Source organism: Streptomyces davaonensis JCM 4913, assembly GCF_000349325.1.
Lineage (GTDB): Bacteria > Actinomycetota > Actinomycetes > Streptomycetales > Streptomycetaceae > Streptomyces > Streptomyces davaonensis.
Genome location: NC_020504.1, coordinates 735,160 through 750,673 on the forward strand (window position 1 = coordinate 735,160; position 15,514 = coordinate 750,673).

3 protein-coding genes are annotated in these 15,514 nt (G+C 72.7%); all 3 read right to left on the reverse strand.

Going from position 1 to position 15,514, the window contains the following annotated elements; translation table 11 throughout:
- From BN159_RS03220 to BN159_RS03230, 3 genes are read right to left on the reverse strand one after another with little or no spacing between them, the layout of a single operon-like run.
- Positions 1–3,336 carry a non-ribosomal peptide synthetase gene (locus tag BN159_RS03220; protein ID WP_015655462.1) on the reverse strand — a complete coding sequence of 1,112 codons (3,336 nt, stop codon included), beginning with the start codon at positions 3,334–3,336 and terminating at the stop codon, positions 1–3.
- Positions 3,333–6,635 carry a type I polyketide synthase gene (locus BN159_RS03225; protein ID WP_015655463.1) on the reverse strand — a complete coding sequence of 1,101 codons (3,303 nt, stop codon included), beginning with the start codon at positions 6,633–6,635 and terminating at the stop codon, positions 3,333–3,335. Before BN159_RS03225 ends, BN159_RS03220 begins: the two co-directional genes overlap by 4 nt.
- Complete coding sequence (locus BN159_RS03230; RefSeq protein WP_015655464.1) at positions 6,632–15,187, reverse strand: type I polyketide synthase; 8,556 nt, start codon at positions 15,185–15,187, stop codon at positions 6,632–6,634. Before BN159_RS03230 ends, BN159_RS03225 begins: the two co-directional genes overlap by 4 nt.
- Positions 15,188–15,514 lie beyond the last annotated feature (327 nt).

The window sequence follows — 15,514 nt, forward strand, 5'->3', positions numbered from 1 at the left end:
TCACCTGTCTTCGCGGGAAAGAGCCCGGCGTTCGGCCGCTCGCTGCCGCCGGTTACGGGACTGACGACGGTTCTCGGCGCGCTCGCGGGCGCCGGGCGCGGGGCTGTCACCCGCTGTCGGAGCCCGGCCGAGGTACTCGGCGAGCGATCCGACCGTGGGGTGCTGGAAGAGCTCGACCATGGTGAGCTCGTGGCCGAGCGAGGCGGCGAGGGCCGTGCGGAACTCCGCGAGCAGCAGTGAGTGCCCGCCGAGGTCGAAGAAGTTGTCGTGGGTGCCCACGCGTTCCACGCCCAGCAGGCCCCGCCACAGCTCGGCGAGGGCCTGCTCCCGCTCGTCGCGCGGTGCGACGAAGCGGGCCTGAAGGTCGGGCCGGGTGGACGCGGGCTCCGGAAGGGCCTTGCGGTCGGCCTTTCCGCTGGGGGTCAGCGGGAGCCGCTCCAGCACGGTGAAGGAGGCAGGGACCATGTACTCCGGCAGCCGCAGCCGTAGATGAGCGGCCAGGTCACGGGCGGCCGGGGCGGTGTCGGCGGCGGGGGTCACGTATGCGGCGAGCCGGACGTCGCCCGGCGCGTGCTCCCGGGCTACCACCACGGCTTCCCGGACCGAGTCGTGGGTCGTCAACACGGCTTCGATCTCGCCGAGTTCGATGCGCAGACCGCGGAGCTTGATCTGGTGGTCGAGGCGGCCGAGGAACTCCAGGGCGCCGTCGGCCCGGTGCCGCACCAGGTCGCCGGTGCGATAGAGGCGCTCGCCGGGCAGGAAGGGGTCGTCGATGAACCGTTCGGCGGTCAGCTCGGGGCGGCCCAGGTAGCCGCGGGCCAGGCCCCGGCCGCCGATGTGGAGTTCGCCGGGGATACCGACGGGCACGGGGCGCATCCGCCAGTCGAGGACGTAGAGGCGGGTGTTGGTGATGGGGTGGCCGATCGGGACGGGCCGCTGGTCGGTGGCGTCAAAATGGCAGTGCCAGGAGGTGACGTCGATGGCGGCCTCGGTGGGGCCGTAGAGGTTGTGCAGTTCGGCCTCGGAGCGGGCGAGGAACCGGTCGTGCAGGTCGCGGGTCAGTTCCTCGCCGCTACAGATGACCCGGCGCAGGCTGGTGCACTTCTCGACGGGTTCGGTGAGGAAGACCTGGAGCATGGAGGGGACGAAGTGCAGGGTGGTGATGTCCTCGTCCTCGATGATCCGGGCCAGGTAACCGCTGTCCCCGTGGCCGCCGGGGCGGGCGACGACGAGGGCGGCGCCGGTCATCAGCGGCCAGAAGAACTCCCACACCGAGACGTCGAAGGAGAAGGGCGTCTTCTGCAACACCCGGTCGGAGTCGTCCAGTTGGTGGGTGTCCTGCATCCACAGCAGCCGGTTGCGCAGGGCGGCGTGGACGTTCATGACGCCCTTGGGGCGGCCGGTGGAGCCCGAGGTGAAGATGACGTACGCCAGGTCCTCGCCGTCCACGGCGACCCCGGGGTCGTGGTCGGGCTGCGCGGCCAGTTGGGTGGCGAGGCCGTCCACGTCGAGCACCGGGCAGTCGAGCGGGGGCAGCCGGTCGAGCGCCGGGCCGTGGGTGAGCACTACCGGCGGCCGGGCGTCCTCGGCAATCGCGGCCAGCCGCGCGGACGGCAGATCGAGGTCCAGCGGCGTGTAGGCGCCGCCCGCCTTGAGCACGGCCAGCAGGCACACCACCAGCTCCAGCGAGCGCTCCACGGCGACGCCGACGACGACGTTGGGACCGACGCCATGGCCGCGCAGCAGATGCGCGAGCCGGTTGGCGCGGCGGTTGAGCTCGTCGTAGGTCAGGGACCGGCCGTCGTACCGCACCGCTACCGCATCCGGGTGAGTGCGGGCCCGCTCCTCGAAGCTCTGGTGGACCCAGCCGGTCGCTCCCCAGTCGTGCTCCGTGGCGTTCAACTCGCTGAGGACCAACTGTCGCTCGGCGTCGTCGAGCAGTTCGAAGTCGTCCACCGGGGTGTCGGGGCGGGCCGCGGCCTGTTCGGCGAGGCGGCGGAAGTGGGCGGCCAGGCGCTCGACGGTCGCCTCGTCGAACAGATCCCGGTCGTACTCGAACCAGCCGGTGAGACCCCCGTCGGTGTCGAACGCCTGGAGTTCGAGGTCGAAGCGGGCGCCCTCGCTGTTCACCGGCAGCCGGGTCACCCTGGCACCGCCCAGCGGCCGGGGCGGTACGGGCTCGCGGCCGTAGCTGAAGCTGACCTGGGCGAGCGGGGGGCGGCTGAGGTCGCGGGGCTGCTTGAGTCCCGCCACCACGAGTTCGAAGGGGACGCCCTGGTGGGCGTAGGCGCCGAGGCAGGCGTCGCGGACCCGGGTCAGGACGGTGGTGAAGGTGGGGTTGGCGCCGATGTCGGTCCTGATCGCCATGGTGTTGACGAAGTAGCCGATGAGCGGCTCGACTTCGGCTCGATCGCGCTGTGCTACGGGCACGGCGACGACCAGGTCGTCCTGGCCGCTGTGGCGGTGCAGGAGGATCTGGAGCACGGCGAGCAGGGCCATGTACGGGGTGGCGCCGTGCCGGCCGGCCAGCGCGCCCAGCTCCCGCATCAGGGCGGGCGTCAGCTCGACCGGGACGAAGCTGCCGTTGAAGCCCTGCACGGCGGGGCGGGGCCGGTCGGTGGGCAGGTCGAGCGCGGAGGGTGCGCCGTCGAGGTGCCGCAGCCAGTACGCCAGGTCCTCCTCCCAGGCGCCGTCGGCCAGTTGCTGGTGCTGCCAGTCGGCGAAGTCGCCGTACTGGATCTCCAGCTCGGGCAGCGGGGAGGGCCGGCCGGCCGCGAACGCCTCGTAGAGCTCGGTCAGTTCGGACAGGAACACCGCGGTGGACCAGCGGTCGGAGATCAGGTGGTGCATGGCGGACACGAGCACCGCCTCGTCGGCGCCGGTGCGCAGCAGCCGTACCCGCAGCAGCGGTCCGGAGGCGATGTCGAGCGGCTCGGTGAGGGCTTCGTCGAGGTGACGCTGCCGGTCGGCGGCGGTGAAGCGGTCGCCGCTCAGGTCGGTCTCCTGGAAGTCCACGGCCGGTTCGGGGTGCACGACCTGGACCGGGGTGCCGTTGTCGGTGCGGAAGGTGGTGCGCAGCGCCTCGTGGCGTCGCACGATCTCAGTGACGGCGGCCCGCAGGACATCGGCGTCCAGGTGCCCTTCGACGCGGACGGCGCCGGGCACGATGTAGCCGGGGTTGTGCGGCCGTAGCTGTTCCAGGAACCAGGTGCCGCGTTGCAGGACGGACAGCGGGAAGGTGTCCTCGGCCGCCTCGCGCCGGGCCATCAGTTCGTCGAACCGGGCCCGCTGTTCCGGGGAGAGGGCGGCCAGCCGTGCGTCGAGATCGTCGGTCACGGCCGGCCCTCTCCCTGCGTGGCCGGCGGTTCCTCGCCGGCCACGGCATCGCCCAGCTGCGCCAGTACGTCGGCGGCGGCGCTGTCGTCGGCGCGTCGACGACGGCGGATCGGCGCGGTTCGCGCGCTCGGGGCGCTCGCGGTGCCCTCTGCGGGCCCGGCGTCGTCGCCGGAGGCGAGCCGTTCGAGTACGCCTTCCGCGACGGAGCGGATGGTGGCGCCGCCGAGGAAGTCGGTGATCGGCAGCGTGACCTGGAGCCGGTTCTGGATGTCGTTGCGCAGTTCGACGGCCATCAGCGAGTCCAGCCCGAGACCGGTCAGCGGCTCGTCCACACCGGCGGAGGCGGACGCCGAGCCGAGGACGTTCTGCACGCCGAGGACGAACTGTGCGGTGAGCGTGGGCAGCCGCTCCGCCTCGGCCAGGTTCAGCAGTTCCTCGGCGGTGGGGATGGGGCTGTTGCGGCGCCTGCCGCGGCGGCGGGCCGGGGCAGCCGTGGGCTCCTGCCGGGGGGCTTCGGCGTCGGCGGGGGCCTCGGTGGGGGCGTCGGTGCGGTGCCAGGGCCGAGGCGGTTCCCAGCACTCGGTGGGGTCGAAGGGGTAGGTGGGCAGCGCGGTCCTGGCCCGGGTGTAGTCGCGGTCGAAGCCGGCCCAGTCGATCCCGGCGCCGCGCGCGTAGAGGGCCGCGACCGTCGGGAGCAGGACCTCCCAGTCGTCGGTCTTCGGGCGCAGGCTGGGCAGCAGGAGGTCGTCGTGGTCGGGCGGCAGGGCGTCGCTGACCAGTCCGAGCAGCGTGGGCGCGGGACCGACCTCCAGGAAGGCCCGGTATCCCAGATCGTGCAGGGTCCGCACGCCGTCGGAGAAACGCACGGTGTGCCGCACGTGACGGCACCAGTGCTCGGCGTCCGGGGCCTGGTCCCAGGGCCACAGGTCGCCGGTGACGTTGGAGACCAGCGGGATGGCCGGGGCCCTGAAGGCGATCTTCTGGGCGGCCCTGCGCAGGGGGTCAAGCACCGGGTCCATGAGCGGCGAGTGGCCCGCGGAGGCGATGTGCAGCGGCTTGGCGGTGATGCCGCGCGCCGTGAACTCGGCGCATATCTCCTCGACCAGGTCCCGCTCCCCGGAGATGGTCGTGTTGGCCGGGCCGTTGACGGCGGCGATCGAGATCCGGTCGAGGTCGTCCGCGATCCGCGCCGCCACCTCGGCCTCCGGCGCGAACACCGCCGCCATCGTGCCCGGCTTGCAGAACTGCTCGATGATGCGGGCCCGTTCGACGGTGAACGCCAGGCCGTCCTCCAGGGACATGGCGCCCGCCACACAGGCGGCCACGCACTCGCCGAAGCTGTGGCCGATGACGGCGGCCGGTTCCACCCCCCAGGACCGCCACAGCTGCGCCATCGCGTACTCCACGGCGAACGTGGCCGGTTGGGCGTAGGCGGTGTCGTTGATCCGGTCGTCCGCCGGGTCGTCCGGGAACAGCACGGACAGCAACGGCCGTTCCAGCTGCGGCCGGAGGATCTCGGCGCAGGCGTCGAGGGTCCGGCGGAAGGTGGGCTGGGTCTCGTAGAGGCGGCGTGTCATGCCGGCGCGCTGGGCGCCCTGGCCGGTGAAGAGGAAGGCGACCTCGGTGTCCTCGGCCTCGTCGTGGGCCAGTCCGGGACCGTCCTCGCCGCGCAGGAAGGCGTCCAGCCGGTCGGCGACCTCCTCGCGGGTCGCGCCGACGGTGGCGAGCCGGTGCCGGAAGTGCGAGCGGCCGGTGCCGGCGGAGTGGCACAGGTCGGCGAGCGGGGCGTCGTCCGTCGCGCGGAGCCGGTCCCGGTAGCGGCGCGCGAGGCTCTCCAGGGCGGTCTCGGTCCTCGCGGACAAGGGGAGGACCGACGCGGGGCGGAGCTCGTCGCGGGCAACCGCGGGGGCGCTCCTGGCCTGCTCCAGGATCAGATGCGCGTTGGTGCCGCTGAGCCCGAAGCTGCTCACGGCGGCGAAGCGCGGCGAGTCGTCCGGCTCGGGCCAGTCGGTGACCCGGGTGGGCACCGTGAACGTCGTGCCCTCGAAGGAGATGTTCGAGTTCAGGCGGGTGAAGTGGAGGTTGGGCGGGATCGTGCCGTGGGCCAGGCACAGGGCGGCCTTGATCAGTCCGGCGGCACCGGCCGCGGCCTCCAGGTGACCGAAGTTGGTCTTCACGGCGCCGAGGTACACCGGCGGGCCGTCGGGCCGCCCGTAGACGTCGGCGAGCGACTCGGCCTCGATGGGGTCACCGAGCCGGGTGCCGGTGCCGTGCGTCTCGATCAGGCCCACCTGGTGCGGTGCGACGCCGCCGGCGGCGAGGGCGGCCCGGTACACCTCGCGCTGGGCGGCGCCGTTGGGGGCGGTGATGCCGGAGCTGCGGCCGTCCTGGCCGACCGCTCCCCCGCGGACCATGGCGAGCACGCGGTCACCGTCGCGCAGCGCGTCGGAGAGCCGTTTGAGGACGACGACCCCGCACCCCTCGCCCCGTACATAGCCGTCCGCGTCGTCGGAGAAGGTGCTCGCGCAGCCCTTACGGGACACCGAGCCGAACGCCGACTGGGAGATCAGCAGCACCGGGGACAGCACCACGTTGACGCCGCCGGCCAGCGCCGTGTCGCACTCCCCCGTGCGCAGGCTCTGGCAGGCCTGGTGCACCGCGACCAGGGACGAGGAACAGGCGGTGTCGAGGGCCACGTTGGGGCCGCGCAGATCGAGGAGGTAGGCGATACGCCCGGGGATGAAGCTGAGTGCGGCGCCGGAACTGGTGTAGGCGGTGACGTCCTCGGGGTAGCGGATCCGGGATGCCACATGGTCGGAGCTGGCCACGCCCATGAACACACCGGTCCGGCTGCCCGCCAGGCCGGAAGGGGCCTGCCCCGCGTTCTCCAGCGCCTCCCAGGCCACTTCCAGTGTCAGCCGCTGATGCGGGTCCATGGCCAGAGCCTCGCGCCGGGAGATCCCGAAGAAGTCGTGGTCGAACCGGTCGATACGGTCCAGGAATCCGCCGCTGCGGGTGTTGATCACACCCGTCCTGCCGCGTTCCTCGTCGTAGAAGGCCTCGTTGTCCCACCGGTCCGCCGGGATGTCGCGGACGGCGTCGACCCCGTCGGTGAGCAACTGCCAGTAGGTGTCGGGGTCGTTGACGCCGCCGGGGAACCGGCAGCCCACGCCCACGATGGCGATCGGCTCGCTGCCCGCGCGCTCGTACTCCTCGATCCGGCGCTGGAGCCGCTCCATGGTCAGATAGGCGCGCCTGAGGGTATCGGCCGAAGTGCCGCCCTGTCCCGGTCCCGTCATCGCAGACCCCCTTCGTCGATCTGGTTCGTCTTGGCCAGCAGCAGCGCTTCGAGCTCGGCGGCCGACATCGTGTCGAGGTCCGGCGACCCGTCGTCGCCGGCGGGTTCCGGGGCGGCGGGTACGGGCGGGGGCGCGGCCGGGACGACCGACTCCAGGTCGATCTCCAGCTCGATCTCCATGCGCTCGGCGAGGAAGGGCACGAGCTTGTCGATTGCCGGGAAGCGCCAGGTGACGGTGGTCGGCAGGGACACCCCGAGGGAGGTTTCCAAGCCCATGCGCAGTTCCAGGGCGAGCAGCGAGTCGAAGCCCATGGCGGTGAACGGGGCGCTGGTGTCGACGGTCGCCGGTTCGGCGCCCACGACGCGTGCGGCCAAGGCGCGGCAGTGGTCGATGAGCACCGCCCTGCGGCGGCGCCCGGGTTCGACGGCGAGCATCCGGCGTCGTACGTCGTCCTGCCCGCGCGGTCCGGCTTCGGCGCGCCCGGAATCGTCCGCGAGGGTGCCCAGCAGGCCACCGCCGGTGTGGCCGCTCAGCCCGTCGCGGTCCACCGGCAGCACGCAGAGCTGGGTCGCGGAACCGCGCAACAGCAGGTCCAAGGTGGCGATGCCCTGCTCGGGGCTGATGCTCCGCACACCGCGGGCCGACAGGGCGGCGCCGCGGTCGGGCCGGGCCGCCAGACCGATCTCGGCCCAGGGGCCCCAGTCGATGCTCAGCGCGGGCAGGCCGAGCGACCTGCGGTGGTGGGCGAGGGCGTCGACGAAGGCGCTCGCGGCGGCGTAGTTGCCCTGGCCGGGAGAGCCGAGGACCGCCGCCGCGGAGGAGTACAGGACGAAGAAGTCCAGGTCGCGCCCGGCCGTGGCGCGGTGCAGATGCCAGGCGGCGACGGACTTGGGCGCGGCGACGGCACGGAACCGGTCCGGGTCGAGTCCGGTCAGCAGCCCGTCGTCGAGGACGCCGGCGGCGTGTACGACGCCGGCCAGCGGCGGCATGTCGGCGTCGATCCGGGCCAGCACGTCCGCCACGTCGTCGTGCCGGGACAGATCGGCGCGGAGGGTGCTCACCTCCGCCGAGCCGCGCAGTTCGGTGACGGCCCGCTCGGCCTCGGTCGACGGCGCACTGCGACCGACCAGCACCAGGTGCCGAGCGCCTTGAGCCACCAGATAGCGCGCGGTCTCCAGCCCGAGAGCGCCCAGACCACCGGTGATCAGATAGCTCGCGTCAGGCCGGACGGGGGCCGACTCCGGTCCCTTGGCGATCAGTTGACGCTTCTCGGGCCGGAGCACCAGCTTGCCGATGTGCTGGGCCCTGGCCATCGTGGCGAACGCGGAGGCTGCCTCGCCGTACGCATGGACGGTCACCGGCAGCGCGGTGAACTCCCCTCGCTGGAAGCCCTGTCCGACCTCGTCGAGGAGTTCGGCGATCAGACCGTCCCGCTCACGGATGGTCTGCTCCAGGTCTACGGCGAAGAAGGCCCGGTTGTCCTTGAAGAAGCCCAGGCCGATGTGGCTGTCGTCGAAGATGTCGCGCTTGCCGATCTCCACGAACCGCCCGCCGGGGGCGAGCAGTCGCATGCTGCGGATCAGCGCCTCACCGGTCGTCGAGTTGAGGACCACATCGACGCCCCGTCCGTCGGTGGCACTCGTGATCTCGTCGGCGAAGGCCAGGGAGCGGGAGTCCATCACGTGTTCCACACCCAGCGAGCGCAACAGGTCCCGCTTCTCCTCGCTGCCCGCGGTGGCGAAGACCTGGGCCCCGCACCGCTGGGCCACCTGGAGGGCGGCGAGGCCGACTCCCCCGGTCGCGGAGTGGATGAGCACCGTCTCGCCCTTGCGAAGGCGGGCCAGTTGCTCCAGGGCGTGGACGGCGGTGAGGAACGCGATGGGCACGGCGGCGGCCTGTTCGGGGGTGAGCCCCTGAGGCTGCCGGGTGACCAGCGCGCCGCTGACGGTGGTGAAGGCCGCCATGCCGTGCGCGCCGACCGCCATCACCGCGTCGCCCACCCGGACCTGGGTCACTCCCTCGCCCACCGCGCTGACCCGGCCCGCGCACTCGGCGCCCAGCGGCACGATGCCCTCGGCGCCCGGGTAGGTGTTCATGGCCTTGAGCACATCGCTGAAGTTCAGCCCGGCCGCGGCCACTTCGATCTCCACCTGGCCGGGGCCGGGCGGAGTCCGGTGCCAATGGGTGGGTCGCAGGCTCGACAGCATGCCCGGACGCGCCGCCAGGATGCGGTGGTTGCCGTCGCGGGCGGGGTCGAAGGGCCAGCGTGGTACCTGCTCCCCAGCCACACTGCCGCCCGTCCAGGGCCGCAGCGCCGGAGTGCGGCGGGTTCCGGCACGCAGGGCGACCTGGTCGTCGTCGCCGGGGCGCAGCAGCTCGTCCACGATCCGCTCGGCCTCGCCCTGGGGGCGGGCCGGATCCAAGTCGACGATGACCGGGCGCAGTTCCCCGTGCTCCAGCTTCGCGACCCGGGCCAGGCCCCACAACGCGGCCTGGGCGACGGCGGTCCGGTCACCCTCCTCTGCCTGCTGTGCGCCTCGGGTGAGGAGCACCAGGCGGGGCGCTGAATCCAGCGGGGCGAGTTGCTGTACAAGACGCAGAGCGGGGACGCAGGCGGCGTCATGCGCGGCGAGGAGCTGCTCGGGGGTGGCGTCCTCGGTGAGGTCGAGGTCCAGGGCCCGGGCGTCCACGATCCCGTCCAGGCCGTCCCCGAAGTCGGCCAGCAGGGCGGCGAGATGCTCCGGGCTGTCGGGGTCGATCTCGTAACGGCCGGGTTCCGTCACGCGGTAGGCGGGCCCGGCGGTGACGGTCGCACAGGTGCCGCCGCGTGCGGCGAGCGCGGCGGCGATTCCGGCGCCCACGCCACCCCGGTCCGCGAACAGCAGCCACCGCCCGGCCCGGCCCTCACCGACGGCTTCGGCCTCGTCCCAGGCGACGCCGTACAGGTCCCGGCTCGCCGGATCCCGGGCGTCCGTCCCGTTCACGCGGCGCAGAGCGACCCCGGTCAACTCCCCGACGACAGCGCCCGAGTCGTCGTACAGCACGACGCCGGCGCCGGTGATCTCGTCGGCGTCCGCCTCCGGCGCGGCGACCGAGGCATGGGCCCACCGAGGCACGGCACGCTCGGCGAAGAGGGTGAACCCGCCCACGCGCACCGGCAGATACGTGGCGCTCCCCGGTATGTCGCCCAGGGCCGCGCCCAACGCCTGCAAGGCGCTGTCCAGGACTGCCGGATGGACGAGATGGGCGCCCAGGTCGTCGGTCAGGTCCGCCCGGTCGCGCAGCCGGGCGAGGGCCTCGCCGGATCCCCGCCACAGTTCGCCCACGCCCTGGAAGGCCGGGCCGTAGAACAGCCCCGACCGGCGCATGGCCGCGTAGTGGTCCCCGGCCTCGACGACGGTGGCGCAGCGGGCCCGCACCTCGGAGAGCGGGTCGGCGCCGGACCGGTCGGAGGCGCGGTGGTAGGAGCCGTGCGCGGCCTGGGCCCAGTCGTCGTCCTCGCCGCCGCGCGTGAACAGGCGCAGTGAGCCGGTCTCCGCGGTCCCGGGCAGGAGCACCAGTTGCACGGTGTCCGCCTCGGAGCGGTCCGGCATCGCGGTCAGCCGGGTCAGATGCAGATCGGTCACGGTCGCGTCCGCGCCCAGCCGGGTACGGGCCGCGGCCAGCGCCGCGTCCAGGACCAGGCTCGCGGGCAGCACTGCCGCCCCGGCGACCTGATGGTCCGTCAAGTAGCCGAAGCCCGCCAGGTCCACGGGCGCGGACCAGTGGTCGGCGTGCGGCGCGACCGCCGAGCGCACATGCGAGCGCAGCACGGGATGACCGTCCCCCACGGGACGCCGTACAGCCGTCTCCTCGCCGAACCAACACCGGGTGCGCTGCCACGGGTAGGTCGGCAGGTCCGTCACCGGGCCGGGTGCGCCGTACACGCGCTGCCACTCGACCTGGAAGCCCGCGCTGTACAGCCGCCCGAGCGCGGTCAGTACGGCGGCCCGGCCCGGTTCGTCGCGGCGCAGGGAGGGCACGGCGACCGTGTCCTCGTACGAGGAGAGCCGTTCCGCCATGGCGTCGATGAGCATCGGGTGCGGGGAGAGCTCGATGAACATGTCGTGCCCGGACTCGGCGAGCGCGGTGACGGCGCCGTCGAAGAGGACCGGCCGGGTGAGGTTGGAGGCCCAGTACTCCGCGTCCAAGGACTCGCCGGAGACCGGTTCGCCGGTGACGGTGGAGAGCATCGGTACGGCCGCGGCACGCGGTGTCAATCCGGGGAGCAGCCGCCACAGTTCGCTCGCGACGGGTTCCATCAGGGGACAGTGCGAGGCGAAGTCGACGGACTCCAGCAGGCGGCAGTACACGCCCTCGGCCTCCAGGGCGCGGGCCAGCTCCGTCAGCGCGGCGGCCTCGCCGGACAGGACGCTCGAGGAGGGGCTGTTGGCCGCCGCCACCCACACCGGTCCCGGCCTGCGATCGGTGAGCAACTGCCGTACCTCGTCCGCCGGGAGGCCCACGACGGCCATCCGGCCCTTGCCCGAGGCGGCGTGCAGCACGGTGCCGCGGTGCAGCGCGACGACGAGGGCGTCCTCCAGGGAGAGCGCGCCCGAGAGGTGGGCCGCGCTGATCTCGCCGACGCTGTGCCCGACGACGGCGGCGGGCTCCACGCCCCAGGACCGCCACAGCGCGGCCAGCGCGATCTGGACGGCGACGAGGGCGGGTTGGCCGACCGCGGTGTCCGCCAGCCGGGAGCTGTTCTGGTCGGCGGCGAGCTGCTCCAGCAGGGAGAAGTCGGTGTGGCGGCGCAGCAGGGCGTCGGCCCGTTCGATGACGGCCCGGAACACGGGCTCGCCCGCGAGCAGGTCCGCGGCCACCGGCCACCAACGGGGGCCCTGCCCGGCACAGACGAACACCGGCCGGGGCCGCCGCCCCACGCGCCGGACTCCGGCACTGAGCCCCGTGACCTGCTCGCCGCGGGCGAACGCGGCCAGACCGGCCCGGAGTTCGTCCACGGTGGTGCCGGTGCAGGCCAGCCGGTGCTCGTGGTGGGTGCGGCGCAGCGCGGCCGCCGAGGCGAGGGCGCCAGGCGTGAGGTCGGGATCAGCGAGCCGTGCCTCGTATCGGGCGGCCAGCCCGCGCAGGGCCTGCTCGGTGCGGGCCGACACGGGCAGCAGCACGGCTCCTTCGGGAGCCGGCCGAGGGACGGCCGGCGGGGCCGCTTCGAGCACCAGGTGGGCGTTGGTGCCGCCGAACCCGAACGAGCTGACGCCCGCGAGAGCCGGGCCGTCGTCGCCGGGCCAGGGCTTCAGAGCGTCCGCCACCCGCAGCGGCAACCGGTCGAAGGGGATGTGCGGATTGGGCTCCCGGTAGTGCACGGTCGGCGGCACGGCCCGGTGGTGCAGCACCAGGGCGGTCTTGATCAGCCCGCCGATACCGGCCGCCGCCTCCATGTGCCCGAGGTTCGACTTCACCGAGCCGATCAGGCACGGCTGTTGAGGGTCACGTCCCTCGCCGAGCACCGCGCCGAGCGCCTTGGCCTCGATCGGGTCACCGAGGCTGGTGCCGGTGCCGTGCGCCTCGACGTAGCGCACATCCGCCGGGCGCACCCCGGCCCTGGTGTACGCGGCGCGCAGCACCGCCTCCTGCGCCTGCGGGTTGGGAGCCATCAGGCCGTTGCTGGCGCCGTCGGAGTTGACCGCGCCGCCCCGGATCACCGCGTACACCCGGTCCCCGTCCGCCAACGCCCGGCTGAGCGGCTTGAGCACGACGACTCCGGCGCCCTCGGAGCGCACATAGCCGTCGGCGGCGGCGTCGAAGGGCTTGCACCGCCCGTCGGCGGACATCGCGCCCGCCTTGCTGAAGTTGATGGCCTGCGCCGGTGACAGCACCAGGTTCACCCCGCCCGCCAGCGCCAGTTCGCAGTCGCCCCGCTCCAGGCTCGCGACGGCCTGGAGGACCGCGACCAGCGAGGAGGAGCACGCGGTGTCCACGGCGATACTGGGGCCGCGCAGGTCCAGCAGGTACGACAGCCGGTTGGCGGCGATGCTGAGCGCGCTGCCGGTGCCGGTGTAGGCGTCGATCGCGTCCAGGTCGCGCAGCTGGTGCATGGCGTAGTCGAAGGTGGAGACGCCGACGAAGACGCCGGCCTGCGATCCGGCCAGCCGGTCGGCGGGCAGCCCCGCGTCCTCCAGGGCCTCGTGGGCGACCTCGGCGAGCAGCCGCTGCTGCGGGTCCATCCGTACGGCTTCCTGGCGGGCGATGCCGAAGAAGCCCGGGTCGAACCGGTCGACGCCGTCGAGGAATCCGCCCCAGCGGCTGTTGGTGCGGCCGGGTGTCTTGGGGTCCTCGGCGGTGAAGTCCTCGGTGTTCCACCGTTCCGCGGGCACCTCGGTGATCGCGTCGCGTCCCTCGCGCAGCAACTGCCAGAAGCCGTCGGGGCTGTCGGCGCCGCCGGGGAAGCGGCAGCCGATGCCGACCACGGCAATGGGGTCGGCGTCAGCGGGCGCCGAGGGAAGGGCCTGCGGAGTCGTGGGTGTGGCCTGGGTTCCGGCCAGATGCCGGGCGAGCTTTTCCACCGTGGGGTGTTCCCACACCACGGTCGCCTCCACCGGCCGGCCGAGGCGGCGTTCGAGATCACCGGCCATCGTGACCATCTGCACCGACTGGAGACCGTACGCGGCGAACGGCACGGTCGGGTCGATGGCTGCCGGACGGCTGCCGATGGCATCGGCCAGCACTTCTCTCAGCCAGCCCTCGATCTCAGGGGCGGCGTCGGGACCCGCAGGACCGGTGGGTTCGGCGGAAGCACCGGGCACGACCCCGTCCCGGTCCTGCCGCCACACGGCCACCGTCTTCAACTCGCCCCGCATGAAGCCGTCCAGGCAAGCGGAGCGCTGGAGTTTCCCGCTGGTGGTCTTCGGTACGGACCCGGCCCGCACCAGGGCCACGGCGTACACCTGGAGCCCGTGTTCCCGGGCGAGTTCCTCGCGGATCGCGACGATGATCCGCTGGTGCTCGGCGGGGTCCTTGCTGCCGCGGTACTCCTGGATGACGATCAGGCGTTCCTCGCCGTCGAGGTCGCGGGAGCCCGCCACTCCGCAGCCCTCACGCAGTCCGCGGTCCAGCGACTCCACGGTGCGTTCGATGTCCTGCGGGTAGTGGTTGCGGCCCGCGATGATGATGACGTCCTTGGCCCGGCCGGTGACGTAGACCTCCGGGCCGTCGACGAAGCCGACGTCGCCGGTGCGCAGGAAGGGCCCCTCACCCGTGTCGGCGAGGTGGGCGCGGAAGATGTCCTCGGTCTCTTCGGCGCGGTGCCAGTACCCGTGGGCGACGCTCGGCCCTGCCACCCAGATCTCGCCCACGGAGCCGTCGGGCAGCGCGGTGCGGGTGCGCGGGTCGACGATCGCCACCCGCTGGTCGGACATCGAGGTGCCGCACCCGACCACAGTCCGGGACGGTCCGCCCGGCGCCGCGTCCTCGGCCCTGCCCGCGGCCAGCGCGTCCGGCGCCAGGTCCCGCCACACCGCGGTGGCGTTCACATCACAGGTGGAGACCATCAAGGTGCCCTCTGCCAGCCCGTAGGAGGGCTGGTGCGCGGTGGCGCGGAAGCCGCAGTCGGCGAAGGCGGCGGTGAAGCGCTCCATGGTCTCCCGCCGCACCGGCTCGGCGCCGTTCGCCGCGGAGCGCCACCGGCTCAGGTCGAGGGTCTCGCGCTCCTTCTCCGTCACCTTCGCCACTGTGAGGTCGTAGGCGAAGTTGGGGGCGGCGCTGGCCGTCGCGCCGGTGTCCGAGATCGCCTTCAGCCAGCGGTAGGGCCGCTTCAGGAAGGAGTACGGCGCCATGAAGGTGACGGGGAGTCCCGCGTACGGCGGGGTCAGCAGGCTGAAGATCAGGCCCATGTCGTGGAAGGGCGGCAGCCAGCTGACGACGTGCTGGTCGGTGGCGTCGCGGTCGAAGACCCGGTCGAACGCGGCGTCGATGTTGTGCAGCAGGTTGCCGTGGCTGACCATCACGCCCTTGGGGCGGCTGGTGGAGCCGGAGGTGTACTGGAGGAAGGCGATGTCGTCCCGGCGGGTCCCGGGGTGCCGCCAGCCGTCGGCGGCCGCGGTGTCGAGGTCGTCGACCGCGAGCCAGGTGATGGACCGCAGCGCCGGCGCGTGCTCCTGGAAGGTGTCGGCCAGGGCGACCGTCTTCGCCGGGGCGAGGATGACCACCGGCTCGGCGTCCTCGATGACGCCGACTAGGCGCGGCAGGGTCCGCTTGAGGAAGGCCGGGTCCGGCGGATAGGCGGGGACGGCGATGATCCCGGCGTAGAGACAGGCGAAGAAGGACACCATGTAGTCCAGCCCGGACGGGCACAGGATCAGTGCGCGCTCGCCGGCCGAGTACCGCTCTCTGAGCACCGCGGCGATGGTGCGTGCCCGCAGGTCGACCTCGGCGTCGGTCATGGACTGCGGCTCGCCCTCGCCGTCCACGAGGAACCGGAAGGTCCGGGCCTGCGGATGGTCGGCGAAGGTCGCCCGGAAATGGTCGACAAGCGATTCGGAATCGCGGCCCGGCATGGGACGTTCCTCTCACGTTGGGCAGCTCGAATAAACCATCGCGGGACGCCGCAGAAATCCGTCGTACACCCGGAATTACCCGGAGAATTACCTTCGGGTGGCGGCTGCTCGGGCGGTCGATGAATGAGAAGTTGCCGGGACGGAATCTAATTCCAGCATGAATTCCCCGTTCGGAAAATCAGCATCCAGGAGCCCGGTCAGCCCGTCAAGGAACGTCCTCGAAAGTCACTTGAGTCGGGGTACAGCGGAAAGGAACGGGGGTGTTCAACTGACCGGATCGGACAGTTGAACACCCATTGGCGCATGCTCGGATGAGACGCTCTGTAC

What these genes read in the sequence shown, in the direction of transcription:
- BN159_RS03230 (WP_015655464.1), bottom strand. Translation starts at nt 15,187, where the DNA reads ATGCCGGGCCGCGATTCCGAATCGCTTGTCGACCATTTCCGGGCGACC.
- BN159_RS03225 (WP_015655463.1), bottom strand. Translation starts at nt 6,635, where the DNA reads ATGACGGGACCGGGACAGGGCGGCACTTCGGCCGATACCCTCAGGCGC.